Source organism: Streptomyces sp. NBC_00670 (assembly GCF_036226765.1).
Lineage (GTDB): Bacteria > Actinomycetota > Actinomycetes > Streptomycetales > Streptomycetaceae > Streptomyces.
Map to the genome: position 1 here is coordinate 3,613,432 of NZ_CP109017.1, position 20,374 is coordinate 3,633,805.

19 protein-coding genes are annotated in these 20,374 nt (G+C 72.6%); 12 read left to right on the forward strand and 7 right to left on the reverse strand.

Annotation, left to right across the window (positions count from 1 at the left end; all coding sequences use genetic code 11):
• Positions 1-174 precede the first annotated feature (174 nt).
• Positions 175-1,659 carry an aminopeptidase P family protein gene (locus OIE12_RS16110; RefSeq protein ID WP_443053838.1) on the forward strand — a complete coding sequence of 495 codons (1,485 nt, stop codon included), beginning with the start codon at positions 175-177 and terminating at the stop codon, positions 1,657-1,659.
• A gap of 68 nt (positions 1,660-1,727) precedes the next feature.
• Here the strand turns inward: OIE12_RS16110 and OIE12_RS16115 are convergent, their stop codons facing one another.
• Positions 1,728-2,183, reverse strand: coding sequence for an ATP-binding protein (locus OIE12_RS16115; RefSeq protein ID WP_329135924.1), 456 nt, complete (start codon positions 2,181-2,183; stop codon positions 1,728-1,730).
• 197 nt (positions 2,184-2,380) lie between these two features.
• Between OIE12_RS16115 and OIE12_RS16120 the strand changes: the two genes are divergently transcribed.
• The 9 genes from OIE12_RS16120 (at position 2,381) to OIE12_RS16160 (ending at position 12,544) form a co-directional block, all read left to right on the forward strand.
• Positions 2,381-3,301 (forward strand): hypothetical protein, encoded by a 921-nt coding sequence (locus OIE12_RS16120; RefSeq protein WP_329135926.1) that lies wholly within the window; start codon positions 2,381-2,383, stop codon positions 3,299-3,301.
• 176 nt (positions 3,302-3,477) lie between these two features.
• On the forward strand, positions 3,478-4,290 hold the full coding sequence (locus OIE12_RS16125) for a YcnI family copper-binding membrane protein (RefSeq protein ID WP_329135928.1): 813 nt from the start codon (positions 3,478-3,480) through the stop codon (positions 4,288-4,290).
• Positions 4,291-4,386: 96 nt separating this feature from the next.
• Complete coding sequence (locus OIE12_RS16130; protein WP_329135930.1) at positions 4,387-5,043, forward strand: SCO family protein; 657 nt, start codon at positions 4,387-4,389, stop codon at positions 5,041-5,043.
• A gap of 32 nt (positions 5,044-5,075) precedes the next feature.
• Positions 5,076-5,534 (forward strand): copper chaperone PCu(A)C, encoded by a 459-nt coding sequence (locus OIE12_RS16135; RefSeq protein ID WP_329141997.1) that lies wholly within the window; start codon positions 5,076-5,078, stop codon positions 5,532-5,534.
• A gap of 87 nt (positions 5,535-5,621) precedes the next feature.
• The gene (locus tag OIE12_RS16140) at positions 5,622-7,646 is read left to right on the forward strand and encodes a copper resistance CopC/CopD family protein (protein ID WP_329141999.1); all 2,025 of its coding nucleotides are present in this window, start codon (positions 5,622-5,624) and stop codon (positions 7,644-7,646) included.
• An 8-nt stretch (positions 7,647-7,654) separates the two neighbouring features.
• Positions 7,655-8,947 carry an iron uptake transporter deferrochelatase/peroxidase subunit gene (gene efeB / locus OIE12_RS16145; protein WP_329135933.1) on the forward strand — a complete coding sequence of 431 codons (1,293 nt, stop codon included), beginning with the start codon at positions 7,655-7,657 and terminating at the stop codon, positions 8,945-8,947.
• A 75-nt stretch (positions 8,948-9,022) separates the two neighbouring features.
• Complete coding sequence (gene pheA, locus OIE12_RS16150; protein ID WP_329135935.1) at positions 9,023-9,958, forward strand: prephenate dehydratase; 936 nt, start codon at positions 9,023-9,025, stop codon at positions 9,956-9,958.
• A 481-nt stretch (positions 9,959-10,439) separates the two neighbouring features.
• Positions 10,440-11,717, forward strand: a complete 1,278-nt coding sequence (serS, locus tag OIE12_RS16155; RefSeq protein WP_329135937.1) for a serine--tRNA ligase — start codon at positions 10,440-10,442, stop codon at positions 11,715-11,717.
• The gene (locus OIE12_RS16160) at positions 11,714-12,544 is read left to right on the forward strand and encodes an HAD family hydrolase (protein WP_329135939.1); all 831 of its coding nucleotides are present in this window, start codon (positions 11,714-11,716) and stop codon (positions 12,542-12,544) included. Before serS ends, OIE12_RS16160 begins: the two co-directional genes overlap by 4 nt.
• 360 nt (positions 12,545-12,904) lie before the next feature.
• Here OIE12_RS16160 and OIE12_RS16165 read toward each other — a convergent pair whose 3' ends face one another.
• The 5 genes from OIE12_RS16165 to OIE12_RS16185 form a co-directional block, all read right to left on the reverse strand.
• Positions 12,905-13,153 (reverse strand): SGM_3592 family protein, encoded by a 249-nt coding sequence (locus OIE12_RS16165; protein WP_329135941.1) that lies wholly within the window; start codon positions 13,151-13,153, stop codon positions 12,905-12,907.
• 93 nt (positions 13,154-13,246) lie between these two features.
• Positions 13,247-13,966, reverse strand: a complete 720-nt coding sequence (locus OIE12_RS16170) for an ABC transporter permease (RefSeq protein ID WP_329135943.1) — start codon at positions 13,964-13,966, stop codon at positions 13,247-13,249.
• A 10-nt stretch (positions 13,967-13,976) separates the two neighbouring features.
• On the reverse strand, positions 13,977-14,888 hold the full coding sequence (locus OIE12_RS16175) for an ABC transporter ATP-binding protein (RefSeq protein WP_329135946.1): 912 nt from the start codon (positions 14,886-14,888) through the stop codon (positions 13,977-13,979).
• Positions 14,885-15,790 (reverse strand): ABC transporter permease, encoded by a 906-nt coding sequence (locus tag OIE12_RS16180; RefSeq protein ID WP_329135948.1) that lies wholly within the window; start codon positions 15,788-15,790, stop codon positions 14,885-14,887. The genes OIE12_RS16175 and OIE12_RS16180 overlap by 4 nt, the downstream gene beginning before the upstream one ends.
• Positions 15,780-16,805, reverse strand: coding sequence for an ABC transporter ATP-binding protein (locus OIE12_RS16185; protein WP_329135950.1), 1,026 nt, complete (start codon positions 16,803-16,805; stop codon positions 15,780-15,782). Before OIE12_RS16185 ends, OIE12_RS16180 begins: the two co-directional genes overlap by 11 nt.
• A gap of 134 nt (positions 16,806-16,939) precedes the next feature.
• Between OIE12_RS16185 and OIE12_RS16190 the strand changes: the two genes are divergently transcribed.
• Both OIE12_RS16190 and OIE12_RS16195 read left to right on the forward strand, forming a co-directional pair.
• Positions 16,940-18,700 (forward strand): SDR family oxidoreductase, encoded by a 1,761-nt coding sequence (locus OIE12_RS16190; protein ID WP_329135952.1) that lies wholly within the window; start codon positions 16,940-16,942, stop codon positions 18,698-18,700.
• Between the two features lie 162 nt (positions 18,701-18,862).
• Positions 18,863-19,423, forward strand: coding sequence for an RNA 2'-phosphotransferase (locus tag OIE12_RS16195; RefSeq protein ID WP_329135954.1), 561 nt, complete (start codon positions 18,863-18,865; stop codon positions 19,421-19,423).
• Between the two features lie 40 nt (positions 19,424-19,463).
• On the opposite strand, the gene OIE12_RS16200 is transcribed toward OIE12_RS16195, so the two are convergent.
• Complete coding sequence (locus OIE12_RS16200) at positions 19,464-20,366, reverse strand: LLM class flavin-dependent oxidoreductase (protein ID WP_329135955.1); 903 nt, start codon at positions 20,364-20,366, stop codon at positions 19,464-19,466.
• Positions 20,367-20,374: the final 8 nt, after the last annotated feature.

Here is a 20,374-nt window from a genome sequence, read left to right on the forward strand (position 1 = left end):
CGGCGCGCTTCGAGTGGCGGGCGGCCGCGGACGAGGTGCCCCGCGCCCGGCCGCGTCCGCGCGCTGCCGGGCACGTCTCCGCTGGTGCCCTCCGTACGCCCGCACGCCCCGGAGCGGTCGGACAATCCGACCGTACGATGGACGCGGCCCAGTGCCGTACCTAGGAGGAGTGACGTGGCGGACGAGCTTCCGGCGACCCCGGAGACCGTGGCGGACGAGGCTGAGGCAGCCGAGTCCGAGGAGCCCATCAAGCAGCGCAAGAACAGCCTGTACCCGGGCGTGTCCGACGAACTCGCCGAGAACATGAAGTCCGGCTGGGCCGACACCGAACTGCGCGACCTCGCACCGATCCCGCAGGCCGCCGAGACCGCCGCCCGCCGCGCCGCGCTCTCCGCGCGCTTCCCGGGCGAGCGCCTGGTGATTCCCGCCGGCAATCTGAAGACGCGGTCGAACGACACGGAGTACCCCTTCCGTGCCTCGGTCGAGTACGCGTACCTCACCGGCAACCAGACCGAGGACGGCGTCCTGGTCCTGGAGCCCACGGCCGACGGCCACAAGGGGACGCTCTACCTGCTGCCGCGCTCGAACCGCGAGAACGGCGAGTTCTGGCTCTCCGGCCAGGGCGAGCTGTGGGTCGGCCGCCGCCACTCCCTCACCGAGGCCGAACGGCTGTACGGCATCCCCGTCTCCGACGTCCGCGAGCTGACCGGGAAGCTGCGCGAGGCGCGCGGCCCGGTCCGCGTCGTGCGCGGCTACGACGCCGGCATCGAGGCCGCGCTCACCGACAAGGTCACCGCCGAGCGGGACGAGGAGCTGAAGGTCTTCCTCTCCGAGGCGCGGCTGGTCAAGGACGACTTCGAGATCGCCGAGCTGCAGAAGGCCGTCGACTCCACCGTGCGCGGCTTCGAGGACGTGGTGAAGGTCCTCGACAAGGCGCGGGCCACCAGCGAGCGCTACATCGAGGGCACCTTCTTCCTCCGCGCCCGTGTGGAGGGCAACGACGTCGGCTACGGCACCATCGCCGCCGCCGGACCGCACGCCTGCACCCTGCACTGGGTGCGCAACGACGGCCCGGTCAACGCGGGCGACCTGCTGCTGCTCGACGCGGGCGTCGAGACGCACACGTACTACACCGCCGACGTCACCCGCACCCTGCCGGTCGACGGCCGGTTCAGCGACATCCAGCGGAAGATCTACGACGCGGTGTACGACGCCCAGCAGGCCGGCATCGAGGCGGTCCGGCCGGGCGGCAAGCACCGCGACTTCCACGACGCCGCCCAGCGCGTGCTCACCGAGCGGCTGGTGGAGTGGGGGCTGGTCGAGGGGCCCGTCGAGCGCGTGCTCGAACTCGGGCTGCAGCGCCGCTGGACCCTGCACGGCACCGGGCACATGCTCGGCATGGACGTCCACGACTGCGCGTCGGCGCGGGTGGAGACGTACGTGGACGGCGTGCTGGAGCCCGGGATGGTCCTCACCGTCGAGCCGGGGCTGTACTTCCAGGCCGACGACCTGACCGTGCCGGAGGAGTACCGCGGCATCGGCGTGCGGATCGAGGACGACATCCTGGTGACCGCGGACGGCAACCGGAACCTGTCGGCGGGGCTGCCGCGCCGGTCCGACGAGGTCGAGGCGTGGATGGAGTCGCTCAAGCAGGCGTGAGGCGGGCGGGTGCCCTCGGCGGGCACCCTGCGCACGTCGACGCGGGGGCGCGGCCCGGTGCGGTGGTCTCAGACCGCGGCCAGGGGCGCGCCCTCGCGCCATTTGAGCATCTTGTCGAAGCTCACCACGGCGCCGCCGTGCCCCGGCTTGTTGCCGATCTGAACGTGGTCGGCGAGCTGCTGGATGAGGCCGAGGCCCCGGCCGCTCTCCGCGTCCGGGCGGGCGACGCGCACCGGCGGGCGCGCCCGGCCCGCGGGGAACCCCGGGCCCGAGTCGGTCACCTCGATGCGGCACTTCTCGCCGTCCAGGTAGGCCGTCACCCGGTACTCGCCGGAGGTGCGGCCCCGTCCCAGGTCGCCGCCGTGTTCGACGGCGTTCGCACACGCCTCGCTCAGGGCCACGGAGAGGTCGTAGGAGACATCGGGGTCGACGCCCGCGGTCTCCATCGTGCCGATCAGCAGCCGCCGGGCCAGCGGCACGCTCGCGGCCTCGCGCCGCAGATGCAGTGACCACCAGATGCTCATGCTCCAGCCTCCCGGCCGCGGCTCGACATACCGTTACGTATTGCCACGACTACCCGGATGCAATCGCGGGATCACGCGTCCGTCGCCCACCCGGCGGATGCGCGCCCGGGTCCGCCGGTGTATGCCGGGCGGCACAAACCCGACCTTGTGGACCTGCCGCGTGGGGCCTGTGGGCGCAGTGCGATGATGAGGCCGCCATGACTGCCCCCTCTCGGCGCACGACGCGCTCCGGAGCGGACCTCCGGATCCTGCGGGCCGCGGTGTTCACCGCGGTCTGTGTCGTGCTGGCCGCCGCGGGGCACGGGCTCGCCTCCTCCGCCGCCGTCCCGTCGTGGACGCTGGGCGTCGGGTTCCTGGCCGTCTTCGCCCTCGCCCTGCCGCTGGCCGGGCGCGAGCGGTCGCTGCCCGGCATCGCCGCGGTCCTCGCGGTCGGCCAGACCGCGCTGCACACCCTGTTCGGGCTGGGCCAGCACGGCGCCGGCCCGGCCATGGCACGCATAAACGGCATGAGCGGCATGACCGGCATGGCGGGGCTGTGGGGCTCCGCGGGCTCGACCGGCACGGCGCACGGCGCGGTGTCCGGCACCCTGGCACACGGCACCTCCGCCGCCGACGCCGACCTGGTGGCACGCGCCGCCCGGCTGCTGTGCGGCGGCAGCACGGTGTCGCTCAGCCCGGCACAGGCCCACCGCCTCCTCACCGAGGCGCGGATCGACACCGGGACGACGGCCCCGGCGCACCACGCGGCCGACGCGCTCCCCACCGGGACCGGCTGCTCCTCGGCCCTGTTCGGCATCCTGCCCTCGCTGCCCATGCTGCTCGGCCATGTCCTCGCGGCCGTCGTCGCCGGCTGGGTGCTGCGCCGGGGCGACCTCGCGCTGCTGCGGCTGATGCGGCTCTCGGCGTACGGGTTCGCCGAGGGGACGCCGGGACGTGCGCTGCGCACCGCCCTGGCGTACGTGCGCGCGCTCCTCGTGGGGCTGCCCGGCGCGCCCGGGCGGGGGCCGGCCGTGCCGTGCGGCGATCTGACCGTCCCGGCGCCGCCGGGCACGGCGCTGTTGCAGCACTCGGTGATCCGGCGCGGGCCGCCGGCCGCTGCCGTCGTCCTCGCCGCCTGACACGACGCGCGCCCATGCCTCCCGTTCCGAGCCTCCTTCAGGCGGACGGGCAGGGAGGGGCCGGCCGCCGTCGTGCGGTCCGCGCGCGTGCCCGTCACCGGCGCACGCCCGCCCCCCTCGTTTCCCGTTCCGGATTCCGCGTCGGTGGGATCCGTCCACAGTGGAGTGCTGCTGTCATGAAGCTCACCAAGGCCACCCAGGCCGCCACGACCACCCCGGCCGCCCGCCCGTCGTCGAGGCTGCCCCGGGTCGCCGCCGCGGGTGCCGCCGCCGCGGTGGTCGTCCTCGCCGTGTCGACGCCCGCGTTCGCGCACGTCACCGTGCAGCCCGAGGGCGAGGCCGCCAAGGGCGGGTACGCCGTCGTCGACTTCAAGGTCCCCAACGAGCGCGACAACGCCTCGACCACGAAGCTCGAGGTCAGCCTGGACACCGACCACCCGCTCGCCTCGGTCATGCCGCAGCCGGTCGACGGCTGGGACGTCAAGGTCACGACGTCCAAGCTCGACAAGCCGCTCACCTCGCACGGCCAGAAGATCAGCGAGGCGGTCTCCAAGGTCACCTGGACCGCCACCGGCAAGGGCATCCGGCCGGGCTACTTCCAGAAGTTCCCGCTCTCCGTCGGCGCCCTCCCGGACAACACCGACCAGCTCGTCTTCAAGGCGCTCCAGACGTACTCCAACAAGGAGGTCGTCCGCTGGATCGAGATCCCGCAGAAGGGCCAGGAGGAGCCCGAGAACCCGGCCCCGACCCTCACCCTGTCCGACGCCTCCGACGCCTCCGACGACGACAGCCACGGCTCGACCGCGAAGGGCGCCTCGGCCACCTCCGGCTCCTCCGACGCCTCGGCCGCCAAGGACACGGCGGCATCGTCCGCCGACAGCAGTGACACCACCGCACGCGTGCTCGGGATCGTCGGCATCGTCGTCGGCGCCGCGGGCGTCGCGTACGGGGTGCTGGCCGACCGTCGCCGGCGCGGCGCCGGGGCCTGACCGCCACGAGCACGTCCACCATCGGTGCGGCGCCGGGGTCGTACGACCGTGCCACCCCGGCGCCGCGCCGGAGCCCTCACCCTGGGAACACCTGTTATGCGCACCAAGCACACCGTCACCGCGGCGGCCCTCCTCGCCGCCGCCACCCTCACCCTCACCGCCTGCGGCTCCGGCGACAGCGGGAGCGATCCCGTCGCCGTCGTCTCGCAGGACGCTTCCTCGCAGGGCGCCGTCACCGTCCTCGACCAGCCCTTCGAGAAGCCGGACCTCGTCCTCACCGACACCCACGGCGAGAAGTACGACCTGCGCGCCGAGACCAAGGACCGGCCGACGCTCGTCTACTTCGGCTACACGCACTGTCCGGACGTCTGCCCGCTGACGATGAACAACATCGCGGTGGCCAAGAAGCAGCTGTCCCGGGCGAAGCAGGACAAGCTCCGCGTCGTCTTCGTGACGACCGACCCCAAGCGGGACACCCCGGCCGAGCTCGGCAAGTGGCTCAAGGGCATCGACCCCGACATCGTGGGCCTGACCGGCGACTTCTCCACCATCCAGGCCGGCGCCCGCAGCCTGGGCATCAGCATCGAGCCGACGACGAAGGACAAGAACGGCAAGATCGTCTCCACGCACGGCACCCAGGTCATCGCCTTCTCCCCCAGGACCAACGGCGGCTACCTGCTCTACAGCCAGGACGCGACGGTCGACACCTACACGAAGGACCTTCCGAAGATCATCGACGGACAGAAGCCGTGACCGGCCGGTTCCGTCTGTCCAACGGCTCCCTCATGGCGGTGGCCGGCGCCGCCGTCGTGACGGCGCTGGTGCTGACCTCATGCGGCGGGTCGGACGACTCCGGCGGCTCGGCCTCCGGCGAGCCCGCGCTGAAGGTCAGCGGCGCCTACATGCCCGCGCCCACCACCGGGGACATGGCGGCGGGCTTCTTCACCGTCACCAACTCCGGGGGCGCCGACACGCTCACCTCCGTCTCCAGCGACACGGCGGGGGACGTCACCATGCACGCCACCGAGGACGGCGCCATGGTCGAGAAGAACTCCTTCCCGGTGCCCGCGGACGGCTCGCTGGCCTTCACCAGCGGCGGCAACCATCTCATGTTCGAAAAACTCGACCACAGGCCGAAGCAGGGCGAGAAGGTGGCGGTGGACCTCCACTTCGCCAAGTCCGGCACGGTCGAGGTGGAGATTCCGGTGAAGTCGGCGACGTACATCCCGAAGACCGGGCACTGAGGGGAGACCAGCACCGTGACACAGACCACCGCCTCCGGCGCGGGACAAGGGACCCGAGCGGGGACCCGGGCCGGGGTTCTCCGGGCGCTGCTGCCGCTGTTCGCGCTGCTGCTCGCCGCGGGCGGGCTGCTGCTCGGCGGCGCGGCCCCCGCGTCCGCGCACGCCGCGCTCACCGGCAGCGCCCCCGGTCAGGGGGCGGTGGTCGACAAGGCGCCCACCGAGGTCACGCTCACCTTCTCCGAGAAGGTGTCCCTGTCCTCCGGCGACCTGCGGGTGCTGAACCCGGCCGGCAAGCAGGTCGACACCGGCAAGCCGTCCAACCTCAGCGGCACCACGTACGGCGTCCCGCTGCGCAGCGGGCTGCCGGACGGCACGTACACCGTGACCTACCAGGTGATCTCGGCGGACAGTCATCCCGTCGCGGGCGGGTTCACCTTCTCCATCGGCGCCCCCTCCGCGACCAGCGTCTCCGTCTCGGACCAGACCGTGGGCGGCGGGGTCGTGGGCGCGCTCTACGGCTTCGCGCGGTACGTGTCGTACGCCGGGTACATCGTGCTGGTCGGCGGCGCGGCCTTCGTGCTCGCCTGCTGGCAGCGCGGGGCCGGCGAGCGGACGATGCAGCGGTTCGTGGTCTCGGGCTGGATCGCCCTGACCGCGGCGACGCTGGCGCTGCTGATGCTGCGTGGTTCCTACACCGGCACCGGGAAGATCGCCGACGTGTTCGACCTGTCCCTGGTCGGACAGGTGCTCCAGACCAAGACGGGCGCGGCCCTGGTCTCCCGGCTGCTGCTGCTCGCCGCCGCCGCGCTGTTCGTCGCGGTGCTCTTCGGGGCGTACGCGCGGCAGGACGAGGAGGAGGCCGGGGACGGCGACGAGGCCCGGGGCGCCGAGGCCGCCGGGGATGCCACCGACGCCGACGCCGCCGCCGATCTCGCCGCCGAGCGGCGGGACCTCACCTTCGGGCTGGCCGTCGGCGGCGCCGTCATCGCCGCCGGGCTCGCGGCGACCTGGGCCATGGCCGAGCACGCCTCGACGGGCATTCAGGCGGGCATCGCCATGCCCGTCGACGTGCTCCATCTGCTGGCCGTCGCCGCCTGGCTCGGCGGGCTCGCGGCCCTGCTGACCGCGCTGTACCGGGCCCCGTCCATCGAGTCCACGGCCGTGCGGCGGTTCTCGCAGGTCGCGTTCGGCAGCGTGGCCGTCCTGGCCGCGACGGGGCTCTACCAGTCGTGGCGCCAGGTCGGCTCGTGGTCCGCGCTGACCGGCACCACGTACGGGCAGCTGCTCCTGGCGAAGGTCGCCCTGGTGGCCGTCCTCATCGGCATCGCCCGGGTCTCCCGCCGCTGGACGGCCCACCTGGCGGATGTACCGGCGGCCACGGTGAAGAAGAAGACGGTGGCGGCCGAGGTCGGCACCGGGTCCGGTGCTGCGAAGGGATCCGGTGCGGCCAAGGGACCCGGTGCGGCGAAGGGACCTGGTGCGGCCAAGGGGGGCGCCGGTTCCGGTGATCCCCGGCGTGCCGCCCAGCTCGCCCGGCAGCGTGCCGCGACGGCCGCGGCGCGGGCCAAGCGGGTCCGGGACGCCGACCCGTTCCGCTCCGGGCTGCGCCGCTCCGTCCTCGCCGAGGCGGGGGTCGCCGTGGTGCTCCTCGCCGTCACCACCGTGCTGACCACGACCGAACCCGGGCGCACGGAGGAGGAGGCCCAGGCGGCGAAGGCGGCTTCGTCATCCTCGTCCTCGTCCTCCTCGTCGTCCGACACCCAGACCTCCGAGTCGCTCTCGCTGGAGCTCCCCTTCGACACCGGCGGCGAGGACGGCAAGGGCACCGCCCGGGTGACCCTCGATCCCGCCCGCGTCGGCGGCAACGTCATGCACGTCTATGTCACCCGGCCCAACGGCAAGACGTTCGACGTCCCCGAGGTGAAGGTCTCCTTCACCCTGGCCGCGAAGGACATCGGCCCGCTGCCGGTGGCCCCGGACCGCGTCGCCACCGGGCACTGGTCGGCGAGCGGCGTACAGATCCCCATGGCGGGCGACTGGAAGATCTCCGTGACCGTACGGACCTCCGACATCGACCAGGTGACCGTCGACAAGAACGCGAAGATCGGCTGAGCACCACCATGACCGACCAGCAGACCGGCCCCGACACGAGCCCTGCCACCTCTCCTGCCCCTGTTACTGATCCCGGTTCCGCTTCCGGCCCCGCCCTCTCCCGCCGTCGGCTGCTCGGCACCGCCGGGGCGACCGGGCTGGTGCTCGGCGGGGCGGGGGTCGCTGCCGGATACACCGCGGCCCCCGCCGCCGCCACGCCGCTGACCTCGCTCGGCGCCGACCGCGCGATGTTTCACGTGAAACACCAGCCAGGGATCACCACCCCGCTCCAGGCCCGCGGTCATCTCATCGCCTTCGACCTGGCGGCGGGCGCCGGCCGCAAGGAGGCCGCCGCACTGCTGCGCCGCTGGTCGGACACGGCCGAGCGGCTCATGGCGGGCGAGCCGGCCGCGCACGACGACACCGACGTCGCACGGGACGCCGGCCCTTCCTCCCTGACCGTCACCTTCGGGTTCGGCCACAGCTTCTTCGCCCGTACGGGGCTGGAGAAGCAGCGCCCGGTCGCCCTGGACCCGCTGCCCGACTTCTCCTCCGACCACCTCGACAAGAACCGCAGCAACGGCGACCTGTGGGTGCAGATCGGCGCCAACGACGCCCTTGTCGCCTTCCACGCCCTGCGCGCACTGCAGAAGGAGGCCGGTTCCGCCGCGCGCGTCCGCTGGCAGATGAACGGCTTCAACCGCACCCCCGGCGCCACCTCCCACCCCATGACGGCACGCAACCTCATGGGGCAGGTCGACGGCACGCGCAACCCCAAGCCGTCCGACGACGACTTCGACAAGCGGATCTTCGTGCCCGCCTCCGGCGAGCCCGCCTGGATGGCGAACGGCTCGTACGCCGTTGTCCGCCGGATCCGGATGCTGCTCGACGACTGGGAGAAGCTCTCCGCCCACGCCCAGGAGCACGTCATCGGCCGCCGCAAGGCCGACGGGGCGCCGCTGACCGGCGGCGGTGAGACCACCGCGATGGACCTGGAGAAGACGGACGCCGACGGCAACCTCGTCGTCCCCCTGAACGCGCACGCCCGGATCACGCGGCCCGACCAGAACGGGGGCGCGGCCATCCTGCGCCGCCCGTTCTCCTTCCACGACGGCTTCGACGGCGACGGTGTGCCCGACGCCGGGCTGCTGTTCATCGCCTGGCAGGCCGATCCGCTGCGCGGCTTCGTCCCCCTGCAACGCAAACTCGACCGGGGGGACGCGCTGTCGCAGTTCATCCGCCACGAGGCGAGCGGCCTGTTCGCCGTGCCGGGCGGCGCGGCGAAGGGGGAGTACGTGGGACAGCGGTTGCTGGAGGCGTAGGCCCGGTTTCTCCCCCGGCCGCCGCGCCCTCCGTGGGCGGCACATCAGCCTTCGCGGGCGGACTAGGGTGAGCCCATGTCAGCCAGCTATGCCTATCTCGGTCCCGAGGGCACCTTCACCGAGGTCGCCCTGCGTACGCTGCCGGAGTCGGCGACCCGGGAACTCGTGCCCATGGTCTCGGTCCCGGCCGCGCTCGACGCCGTCCGCAGCGGTGAGGCGGAGGCGGCCTTCGTACCGATCGAGAACTCGGTGGAGGGCGGCATCACCACCACCCTCGACGAACTGGTCGCGGGCGAGCCGCTGATGATCTACCGCGAGGTGCTGCTGTCGATCACCTTCGCCCTGCTGGTCCGGCCCGGCACCGCGCTGTCCGACATCAAGACGGTCACCGCGCATCCCGCCGCCCAGCCGCAGGTGCGCAACTGGATGAAGACGCACCTCCCGGAGGGTGTCGTCTGGGAGTCCTCGGCGTCGAACGCGGACGGGGCACGCCTGGTCCAGGAGGGGCGGTACGACGCGGCCTTCGCGGGGGAGTTCGCGGCGGCCCGCTACGGCCTGGAGGCGCTGGAGACCAACATCCACGACGCGGAGAACGCGCAGACCCGGTTCGTGCTGGTGGGCCGGCCGGCCCGGCCGGCCGCGCCGACGGGCTCGGACAAGACGTCGGTGGTGGTCTGGCAGCGCGACGACCACCCCGGCACGCTGCGGGACCTGCTGGGGGAGTTCGCCGTCCGGGGCGTCAACCTGATGCTGCTGCAGTCCCGGCCCACCGGCGAGGGCATCGGCAACTACTGCTTCGCGATCGACGCCGAGGGGCACATCTCCGACCGGCGGGTGGCCGAGACGCTGATGGGTCTGCGGCGGTCGTGTCTGAAGGTCCGGTACCTGGGGTCGTACCCGAAGGCGGAGGCGCGCACGGAGGACATCCGGCCGCTGCCGCCGGGGACGTCGGACGCGGAGTTCGTGGCGGCCGCGGACTGGGTGGCGCGCTGCCAGGACGGCCGGTTCTGACGTCACGGTCCGGTGCTACCTGCGGATTTTCATCATCCACAGAAGTTATCCACAGGTGGCCGCTCCAGCCTGGGGACAAGTCGACAGCGAACCGGGTCCGAGTCGACAAATCACTGTAGTGATCTTCGATACGTCCATTCGGCCGCCACGTCCCGTTCGTCCACTCGTTTCTCACGATCAACACTTCGGAGCGACCCGGGACGACCGAGCGTGACCCTTTTCCACTCGAAAGGGCGGCTCGTGCGAGTTTGAGCCGGGAATTCTTTCTCTCGGCCCGCTCTCGCGGAATGATCACGTTCTATATCCACAGATCTCCCGCACAGCCTGTGGATAACTCCGCCCACCGTGTGGATACCTGTGGACAACCGAAACCCAAATCCCCGTCCCCACAAGGGAGTCGGGTCAACGCCCCGCCCGCCGACTGCCCCTTTCCAGGGAATCGGAGTCGTGAGGCGGAACCCGGCACCGGTAGCCTTGCAGGGTGATTGACCTTCGCCAGCTCCGTGAGGACCCCGACCGTGTTCGCGCCTCCCAGCGCGCCCGTGGTGAGGACGTCGGCCTTGTCGACGCTCTTCTCTCCGCCGACGAACGGCGCAGGTCGTCCGGCGTCCGCTTCGACGAGCTCCGATCCGAGCAGAAGTCGCTCGGCAAGCTGATCCCCAAGGCCTCCGCCGACGAGAAGGCCGAGCTGCTGAAGAAGGCCGAGCAGCTGAAGGCCGACGTCAGGGCGGCCGACGCCGAGCAGCACGAGGCCGACGAGGAGACCCGCCGCCTGCTGCTCCAGCTCGGCAACGTGGTCCACCCCGACGTGCCCGTGGGCGGCGAGGAGGACTTCGTCGTCCTGGAGACGCACGGCACCATCCGCGACTTCGGCGCCGAGGGCTTCGAGCCCAGGGACCACCTGGAGCTCGGTCAGGCGCTCGGCGCGATCGACGTGGAGCGCGCCGCCAAGGTCTCCGGCTCGCGCTTCTACTACCTGACGGGCGTCGGCGCCCTGCTGGAGCTCGCCCTGGTCAACGCGGCGATCGCGCAGGCCACCGAGGCCGGCTTCACCCCGATGCTGACGCCCGCGCTGGTCCGCCCGCAGGCCATGGAGGGCACCGGCTTCCTCGGCCAGGCCGCCGAGAACGTGTACCACCTGGAGAAGGACGACTACTACCTGGTCGGCACCTCCGAGGTACCCCTCGCGGCGTACCACATGGACGAGATCATCGACGCCGAGAAGCTGCCGCTGCGCTACGCCGGCTTCTCCCCGTGCTTCCGCCGCGAGGCCGGCACCTACGGCAAGGACACCCGGGGCATCTTCCGCGTCCACCAGTTCGACAAGGTGGAGATGTTCACCTTCGTCGACCCCGCCGAGGCCGAGAACGAGCACCGGCGGCTGCTGGACTGGGAGAAGCAGTGGCTCACCTCCCTGGAGCTGCCCTTCCAGGTGATCGACGTGGCCACCGGCGACCTGGGCGCCTCCGCCTCCCGCAAGTTCGACTGCGAGGCGTGGATCCCCACCCAGGGCAAGTACCGCGAGCTGACCTCCGCCTCCAACTGCGACGGCTTCCAGGCGCGGCGGCTCTCGGTGCGCATGCGGGACGGCAAGAAGGTGCAGCCGCTGGCGACGCTGAACGGCACGCTGTGCGCCGTGCCGCGCACCATCGTGGCCCTGCTGGAGAACCACCAGCTGGCCGACGGTTCGGTGCGCGTGCCCGAGGTGCTGCGTCCCTACCTGGGCGGGCGCGAGGTCCTGGAGCCGGTGGCCAAGTGACGACGCCCGGCTCCGCTCCCGGGCAGACGTTCCCGTACCGGCTGATCGCGACCGACCTCGACGGCACGCTGCTGCGCTCCGACGACACCGTCTCCGCGCGCACCCGGGACGCGCTCGCCGCCGCGACGGCGGCGGGCGCCGCGCACCTGGTCGTCACCGGCCGCGCGGTCCCGTGGACCCGGCACATACTCGACGAGCTCGGCTACGACGGCCTGGCCGTCTGCGGCCAGGGCGCCCAGGTGTACGACGCCGGGGCGCACCGGCTGCTGACCTCGGTGACCCTCGACCGCCAGCTGGCCGGGGTGGCACTCGCCAAGATCGAGGCGGAGGTCGGCCCGCTGCATCTCGCGGCGAGCCGGGACGGCCTCGACGGCGAGGTGCTGACCGGGCCCGGCTACGCGCTCCGGGGCCGGCTGCCCGCCGTGCCGTTCACGGACGCCGGCGACCTGTGGGCGGCCCCGCTGAACAAGATCTACATCCAGCATCCGACGCTCTCCGACGACGAGCTCGCCGAGGCCGCCACGCGTGCCGCCGGCGGATTCGTCACCGTCACCATGGCGGGCGCGGGCATCGTCGAACTGCTCCCTCTCGGTCTCTCCAAGGCCACGGGGCTCTCGCTGGCGGCCCGCCGGCTCGGTGTGAAGGCGGCGGAGACGATCGCCTTCGGCGACATGCCGAACGACCTCCCCATGTTCGCCTGGTCGGCCCGGGGCGTGGCCATGGCGAACGCCCATGCCGAACTCAGGGCCGTCGCCGACGAGGTGACCGCGTCGAACGACGAGGACGGCATCGCACTCGTCGTGGAACGCCTGCTGGCCCAGCCGTGACGCACGGCCGGGCGTGAACGGTCTCGTGAACCGGCTCCGCCCGCCCGGCCGCCGAAGCGGCGCGGGCGGGCGGGACGGGTCCTCCGGGTGGGCGGCCCGCGCGGGAATGCCCGCGCGCTCGAAGCGGCCGCCCCGGGCGGTCCGGCGCGGGGACTCGACGGAGTAGTGGCTGCTCCGGAGCCTCCCGCGCGCCGCCCTCACGGAAGCGCGACGTTCCCTGACAGGTCGTCGCCGCGCTCCGTTCCCGGACCGGGGCGCCGGTCTCACCGGCGTCGTACCTCACTGTGCCGGGTCGCGGTGGCGCATGCCACCAAATAAATCCGACAAGCCGGTCGAGACCTCGCGGGCGCCGGCCGCTGTCTAGGGCCGCCGCGGCCACCTGCGGCGGCGTCTGCTGAAGAACCAGCCGGCCGGCGGCTCGTCCGAGCGCCAGGGCTGGGGGTCGGGCGCCTGTCCGCGCCACTTGGCGGCCAGCATCCGCGCCCGGGCGGACGGTTCCTTGGCGTCGGCCGACTCCACGAAGTCCTCGTCGAGGACCAGTTCGTCCCAGGGGTCCCCCGGCTCCCCGGGCTCCCCGGCCCCTCCGTCCCGCGGTGCGTGCGCTGTCATCGCCGTCCCTTCTCCCGCGTGACCTCCCGCCGCCATGGTGCCCGCGGCGGGGTGAAGCCTCCGTCAAGAAGCGCGTCGGTCCCGGTGGCAGCCCTACTCCTCCCCGGCCAGCGTGAGGGCGCGCAGCTTCTGCCCCGCGTACCAGGTGGCCGCGACCGTCACCACGACCAGCAGCACCGTCGCCGTGGTGAGCCCCACGTCGGAGGTGACCAGATCGCTGTCGGTGACCTTCTGGGCGACGGCCAGCGCCCACTGCTGGACGCTCAGGGTGCGCGCGCCGGACACCAGGGAGCCGAACAGGGCCTCCCAGACGAGCGCGTAGACCAGTCCGAAGATCACCGCGTGCCGGCTGACCGTGCCCAGGAGCAGGAACATCGCGGCGTACGCGATGGAGGCGACGAGCGCGGCCACGGTGTAGGCGACGGCGACCTGCTGCCCGTTGCCGTTGAGGATGAGGCCCGCGATCAGCGTCGGCAGCGCGGAGAACGCCATCGTGACGGCTATCGCCACGAACAGCTTGGTGAGGATGATCGTCGGCCGCTTGACCGGCTTGGCGAGCAGATACACCACCGAGCCGTCGTCGATCTCGGGGCCGATCGCGCCGGTGCCCGCGATGACGCCGATGATCGGCACCATGGTGGCCAGCGCGAACCCGCCGAGCAGGTCGGAGGCGGTCTGGTCGTCGGCGCCGGCCAGCGCGCGCACCAGGACCGAGATGACGATCAGGAGCGCGGGCAGGGCGCCCAGGATGAGGGCCCGGCGACGGCCGAGCAGGGCCCGGTAGGTGAGCCGGGCGACTGTGGGGTCGTACATCTTCGGCCTCCTACGCCGCGACCAGATACGAGAAGACGGATTCGAGCGATTCGTCGGACGGCGAGACCGTGAGCAGCCGGATGCCGTGGTCCTTGGCGACCCGCGGCAGCAGGGTGGTGAAGCGGGTGAAGTCGACGGCCTGGATGCGCAGCGCGCCCTCGGTGTGGTCGACCTCGATGCCGGACGTCGACGGGTCGGCGATCAGCGCGGCGGCGAGCGCCCGGTCGTCGCTGGAGCGCACCAGATAGCGGTGCGGCCGGTCGGTCATCAGCCGGCGGATCTTCCGGAAGTCGCCGCTGGCGGCGTGCCGTCCGGCGACGATCACCTCGATGTGCCAGGCGAGCTGCTCGACCTCTTCCAGGATGTGCGAGGAGAACAGCACCGTGCGGCCCTCGTCGCCCATGCGGCGCAGCAGTTCCATCAGCTGCATGCGCTGGCGCGGGTCCATGCCGTTGAACGGTTCGTCGAGCAGCAGCAGGGACGGTTCGTGGACCAGCGCGGAGGCCATCTTGACGCGCTGGCGCATGCCCTTGGAGTAGGTGGAGATCTTCCGGTCCTGGGCGTACTCCATCTCGACGGTGGCCAGCGCCCGCTGGGCCTCCTTCGCGCCCAGTCCGTGCAGTTCGGCGTTGGCGACGACGAACTCGCGGCCGGTGAGGAAGTCGTACATCCCCTCCCGCTCGGGGACGATGCCGATGTGCCGGTAGATCCGCTCGTTGCGCCAGACCTGCTCGCCGTCGAGGGTGACCGAGCCGGTGGAGGGGGCGAGGAAGCCGCCCATCATGCCGATGAGGGTGGACTTCCCGGCGCCGTTGGGACCGAGCAGGCCGGTGACGCCGGGGCCGATCGTCATGGTGACGTCGTTGACGGCCACCACGTTGCCGAACCAGCGCGAGACGTGGTCGATGTTCAGCGTGGTCACAGTGCGGCCTTTCGGTAACGGCGGATCAGCAGGCCGTAGCTGCCGGCGATGAGCCCGAGGGTGACGAGGAGGAAGGCGACTCCCTGTGCGGCCGAGGGGCCCTGGGCCCCGGGGAAGGAGCTGCTCGCCCCGAGGAAGGCGGTCTGCACTCCGTCGATCAGCGTGACGGGGGAGAACAGACCGAACCAGAGGCCGACCGAGTCGCTGTCCTGCACGCCGGCGATGGCCTGCAGCGTGGAGACGGCGCCGTAGCTGATGACGAGGACGGCGATGACGGCGGCGATGCCGAAGCCCCGGCGCGGGGTCACGGCGGCTATCACCAGGCCGATGCCGGCGAAGAGCAGGGAGAGCAGTGCCACGGAGACCAGCCCCTGGACGAATCCCTTCGTCTGGTCGGTGAAGTCCAGCTTGGCCAGCAGCGCGCCCACGTAGAGGACGAGCAGGGGCACGGCGGTCAGGACGAACAGCGCCGAGGCCATCGCGGCGTACTTGGCGCGCACGTAGTCGGCGGTCTCCAGCGGCCGTGAGAAGTACAGCGGCACCGTCTTGAAGCGCAGGTCCCGGGAGACGGACTGGGGCGCCTGGGCGGCGATGAACAGGCTGATGACGGCCTGCATGATGATCGCGTAGCGCGTGTAGTCGACGGGCAGGTCCTTCATCTTGGTGGCGACCGCGACCGCCACCATGATCAGCGCGGGGACGCACATCACGATGAAGAGCAGCATCGGCAGCACCTTGGACTTCGCCGACCGGCCGAGGCCGTAGGCGCCGCGCAGGGACTGCGAGAACAGGGAGCGGCGGATGTAGGCGCGGCCCAGGCGCGGTCCGTCGTAGCCGCGGTAGCCGATGTTGTGGATCCGGCTCTCTTCGCCGTGCGGGGCGAGGGGGTGCTCAACCGCCATGACCGACCGCCTCCTTCCACTGGTCGCCGGCCGGCCGGTCGGCGCCGGCCGCGTGTTCGTCGTCCTTGAAGACCTCCGCGATCTGGTGCCGCCGCTGTTCCATGCGGACCAGGCCGAGGCCGAGGTCGGCGACGACGTCGCGCACGAGGTCGTAGGTCTCCTCGCCGTCCGCGGTCAGCAGCAGCACGTGCCCGGCGCCGGGCAGCGCGCTGCCGTCGTGCACGCTCACGCCGCGCTCGTCCAGCGCCTCGCGCAGGGCGCGGGTGCCGTCCGGGTGCGTGTCGCTGTCGGTGACCTCGACGGCCAGGGTCGTGGTGGTGCGGGTGAAGTCGGTGGTGGAGCTGGAGCGCAGCAGCGTGCCGCCGTCGACGACGACCACGTGGTCGCAGGTGCGCTCGAGTTCGCCGAGCAGGTGCGAGGTGACCAGGACGGAGATGCCGAAGTCCGTGTAGACGCGGCGGATCAGGCCGAGCATCTCGTCCCGGCCGACCGGGTCGAGGCCGTTGGTCGGCTCGTCCAGGAAGACCAGCTTGGGGTCGTGGACGAGGGCCTGCGCCAGCTTCACCCGCTGCTTCATGCCGGTCGAGTAGCCGCCTATCGGGCGGTAGCGCTCCTCGTACAGGCCGACGTGGCGCAGGGTGTCCGCGGTGCGCTCCCTGGCGGCGGTCGGCGGCAGCCCCGACATGCGCGCCATGTGCACGACGAGCTCGGTGGCCGAGACGTCGGGCGGCAGGCAGTCGTGCTCGGGCATGTACCCGACCTGCTCACGGATGGCGGCGCCCCGGGTGGCGACATCGAGCCCCAGTACCTCGGCGCGGCCCTCCGTGGCGGGGGAGAGACCCAGCAGGATCTTGATCAGGGTGGACTTGCCGGCCCCGTTGGCGCCGACCAGTCCCGTCACACCGGGTCCGATGTCCACGGAGAGCCGGTCAAGCGCGGTCACCCGGGGGAACCGCTTGCTCAGGCTTTCGGTCGCGATCACAGTCACGTCTTCGACCCTAGTGACGCACGCCACGGCGGTCGTCACCCTGCAGAGCTGTCTGTGGGTCAGCCTTGAGTATTACGGGGCCCTAGGGGGACGCTACTCGGGGGTAGGGGGAGCGCGGGGAACCGAGGGGCCCCGGGGGTCCGGACGACGAGGAGGCACGCATGGCGGTGGCGGGTGCGCGGGAGCGCCGGGTGCGCAGCGGCGGGGTCGAGCTGTGCGTCGCCGAACTGGGGGATCCGGACCGGCCGACGGTGGTCCTGGTGCACGGCTATCCGGACAGCAAGGAGGTGTGGTCCGAGGTGGCCGCCCGCCTCGCCGGCCCCCACCGCTTCCACGTCGTGCTGTACGACGTCCGCGGCCACGGCGGGTCCACCGCCCCGCGCCCGCTGCGCGGCGGCTTCACCCTGGAGAGGCTGACGGACGACTTCCTCGCGGTCGCCGACGCGGTCAGCCCCGGCCGGCCGGTCCATCTGGTGGGCCACGACTGGGGTTCCGTGCAGGGCTGGGAGTTCGTGACCGTCCGGCGCACCGCGGGCCGGATCGCCTCCTTCACCTCGATCTCCGGGCCCTCGCTCGACCACTTCGGGCACTGGATCAAGGGGCGGCTGCGGCGGCCCACCCCGCGCCGGGCCGGCCAGCTCCTCGGCCAGGGCGCCAAGTCCTGGTACGTCTACCTGCTGCACACCCCCGCGCTGCCCGAGCTCGCCTGGCGCGGCCCGCTCGGCCGTGCCTGGCCCGGCATCCTGCGGCGCGCCGAGAAGGTCCCCACCGACGGCTACCCGACCGCCTCGCTGCCCCGGGACGCCGCCCACGGTGCCTGGCTGTACCGGGACAACGTGCGCCCCCGGCTGCGCCGTCCGCGCCCCGACGCATACGCGCACGCCCCCGTGCAGCTCGTGACGCCCCTGGGGGACGCGTTCCTGTCCGAGCGGCTCTACGACGACCTGGAGGAGTGGGTGCCGCGGCTGGTCCGCCGTGCCCTGCCGGCCAAGCACTGGGTGCCGCGCACCCGCCCCGGCCGGGTCGCCGACTGGATCGCCGAGTTCGCCACCGCGACCGGGGCGGGCCGCCCCGTCCCACAGGGCCGCGGCCCGTACGCCGCGCGCTTCGGCGGCCGGCTGGTGCTGGTCACCGGGGCCGCCGCGGGCATCGGCCGGGCCACCGCGCTGGCCTTCGCCGAGGCCGGCGCCCGCGTCGTCGCCGTCGACCGGAACGCGGAGGGCGCCGCCCGCACCGCCGAGCTGGCCCGGCGCGCCGGGGCACCCGAGGCCAGGGCCGAGGTGGTGGACGTCGGGGACGAGCAGGCGATGGAGAAGCTCGCCGCACGCGTCGCCGCCACGGACGGTGTGGTGGACGTGCTGGTCAACAACGCCGGCATCGGCTTCGCCGGCCCCTTCCTCGACACCACGGCGGAGGACTGGCGGACCGTCCTCGACGTCAATCTCTGGGGCGTCCTGCACGGCTGCCGGCTCTTCGGACGGCAGATGGCGGAGCGCGGGGAGGGCGGTCACCTCGTCAACGTGGCCTCGGCCGCCGCGTATCTGCCCTCGCGGGCGCTTCCCGCCTACGGCACGTCGAAGGCGGCGGTGCTGATGCTCAGCGAGTCCCTGCGGGCCGAGCTGGCCGGGCGGGGCATCGGGGTGTCCGCCGTCTGCCCCGGGTTCGTGCACACGGACATCACTTCCACCGCGCGGTTCGCCGGGGTCGACGCCCCGGAGGAGCGCCGGCGCCGGGAGCGCGCCCGGCGGCTGTACGGGCTGCGGGGGTACCCGCCGGAGAAGGTCGCCGCCGCGGTGCTGCGCGCGGTGGCGGAGGACCGGGCCGTCGTTCCGGTCACCCCGGAGGCGCGCGCCGGCCGGCTGCTGTCCCGGGTGGCCCCCGGACTGCTGCGGGCGCTGGCCCGCGTGGAGCCGCGGCTGTGACCACGGCCCAACGCCCCCGCCGGGCGGTGAACTTCCGGCGGGGAGCGCGGAGTTGTCCACAGAACCGCGCGATCCGCTGTGGATAACCGTCTGTCGTTGTGGATCAAACCTGTCCGGGAAAACAACGTGCGTGATCCACGTCTCACACGGCACGCTGGGAGGATGAACGCACAGGACACCGCCGCACGCACGGTCAAGGTGTCGAAATACCTGTCGAAACACCTGCGGCACCGGCCGGAGAGGATCGGGCTGGCCCTCGACGAGGGCGGCTGGGTGGAGATCGCGACGCTCCTCTCGGCGTGCGCCGCACACGGTTTCCGGGTCACCCGCGAGGAGCTGGACCACGTCGTCGCGACCAACGACAAACAGCGGTTCGCCGTCGAAGGCACCCGGATACGGGCCAGTCAGGGCCACAGCGTCCCGGTCGACCTCGGGCTGCCGCCCGCCGTCCCGCCCGGGTACCTGTACCACGGCACCGTCGCCCGCCATCTGGACGCCATCCGGGCCGAGGGCCTGCGGCCCATGAACCGGCACGACGTGCACCTCTCGCCCGACCGCGAGACCGCCACGCGGGTCGGCGCGCGCCGCGGCCGGCCCGTCGTCCTCACCGTGGACTCCGGTGCCATGCACCGCGACGGCCACGTCTTCCGCGTCAGCGCCAACGGGGTGTGGCTGACCCCGTCCGTGCCGCCGCGCCATCTGCGCCTGCCCGGCCCCCGGTGACCCGGTCCGGTCGCGGGAACCGTCGCGCGGGCGCGGGGATTCAGCGCAACTGTGCCGGCGCCTCCGTGGCGATCTTCTCGAAGACGGCCTGATCCGCGGCGAAGTCCGAGTCGGGGATGGGCCAGTGGAGCACGATCTCGGTGACGCCCAGCTCCCGGTGGCGCCCGGCGAAGTCCACGAAGGCGTCGACGCTCTCCAGCGGACGGCCGCGGTCCGGTGTGAACCCGGTGAGCAGGAGCTTGTCGAGCTCCGCCACGTCCCGGCCGAGCTCCGCGCAGGCCGTGCCGAGCCTGCCGATCTGACCCCGGATCGCCTCCACCGACTGCTGCGGGGTGCCCTCCTCGAACAGCTTCGGGTCACCGGTGGTCACCCACCCCTGCCCGTACCGCGCGGCCAGCGCGAGACCGCGCGGCCCCGTCGCCGCCACCGCGAACGGCAGCCGGGGCCGCTGCACGCAGCCGGGAAGGTTGCGGGCCTCGACGGCGGAGTAGTGGGTGCCGTGGTGGGTGACGGAGTCGTCGGTGAGCAGCCGGTCGAGCAGCGGGACGAACTCCCCGAACCGGTCCGCCCGCTCCCTCGGCGTCCACGCCCGCTGCCCCAGCGCGGTCGCGTCGAAGCCGTTGCCGCCGGCCCCGATGCCCAGGGTGACGCGGCCGCCCGAGATGTCGTCCAGCGACATGAGTTCCTTGGCGAGCGTGACGGGGTGCCGGAAGTTGGGCGAGGTCACCAGCGTGCCCAGCCGGAGGCGCGAGGTGGCCGTCGCTGCGGCGGTGAGCGTGGGCAGGGCGCCGAACCAGGGGCCGTCGCGGAAGGTGCGCCAGGTCAGGTGGTCGTAGGTGTAGGCGGCATGGAAACCGAGCTCCTCGGCCCGCCGCCAGGTGGCGCCGCCTCCCTCGTGCCAGCGGTCGACGGGGAGGATGACGGTGCTCAGACGCAGGCTCATGCCCCGAC

What these genes read in the sequence shown, in the direction of transcription:
- OIE12_RS16115 (WP_329135924.1), bottom strand. Translation starts at nt 2,183, where the DNA reads ATGAGCATCTGGTGGTCACTGCATCTGCGGCGCGAGGCCGCGAGCGTG.
- OIE12_RS16120 (WP_329135926.1), top strand. Translation starts at nt 2,381, where the DNA reads ATGACTGCCCCCTCTCGGCGCACGACGCGCTCCGGAGCGGACCTCCGG.
- OIE12_RS16125 (WP_329135928.1), top strand. Translation starts at nt 3,478, where the DNA reads ATGAAGCTCACCAAGGCCACCCAGGCCGCCACGACCACCCCGGCCGCC.
- OIE12_RS16130 (WP_329135930.1), top strand. Translation starts at nt 4,387, where the DNA reads ATGCGCACCAAGCACACCGTCACCGCGGCGGCCCTCCTCGCCGCCGCC.
- OIE12_RS16135 (WP_329141997.1), top strand. Translation starts at nt 5,076, where the DNA reads ATGGCGGTGGCCGGCGCCGCCGTCGTGACGGCGCTGGTGCTGACCTCA.
- efeB (WP_329135933.1), top strand. Translation starts at nt 7,655, where the DNA reads ATGACCGACCAGCAGACCGGCCCCGACACGAGCCCTGCCACCTCTCCT.
- pheA (WP_329135935.1), top strand. Translation starts at nt 9,023, where the DNA reads ATGTCAGCCAGCTATGCCTATCTCGGTCCCGAGGGCACCTTCACCGAG.
- OIE12_RS16165 (WP_329135941.1), bottom strand. Translation starts at nt 13,153, where the DNA reads ATGACAGCGCACGCACCGCGGGACGGAGGGGCCGGGGAGCCCGGGGAG.
- OIE12_RS16170 (WP_329135943.1), bottom strand. Translation starts at nt 13,966, where the DNA reads ATGTACGACCCCACAGTCGCCCGGCTCACCTACCGGGCCCTGCTCGGC.
- OIE12_RS16180 (WP_329135948.1), bottom strand. Translation starts at nt 15,790, where the DNA reads ATGGCGGTTGAGCACCCCCTCGCCCCGCACGGCGAAGAGAGCCGGATC.
- OIE12_RS16190 (WP_329135952.1), top strand. Translation starts at nt 16,940, where the DNA reads ATGGCGGTGGCGGGTGCGCGGGAGCGCCGGGTGCGCAGCGGCGGGGTC.
- OIE12_RS16195 (WP_329135954.1), top strand. Translation starts at nt 18,863, where the DNA reads ATGAACGCACAGGACACCGCCGCACGCACGGTCAAGGTGTCGAAATAC.
- OIE12_RS16200 (WP_329135955.1), bottom strand. Translation starts at nt 20,366, where the DNA reads ATGAGCCTGCGTCTGAGCACCGTCATCCTCCCCGTCGACCGCTGGCAC.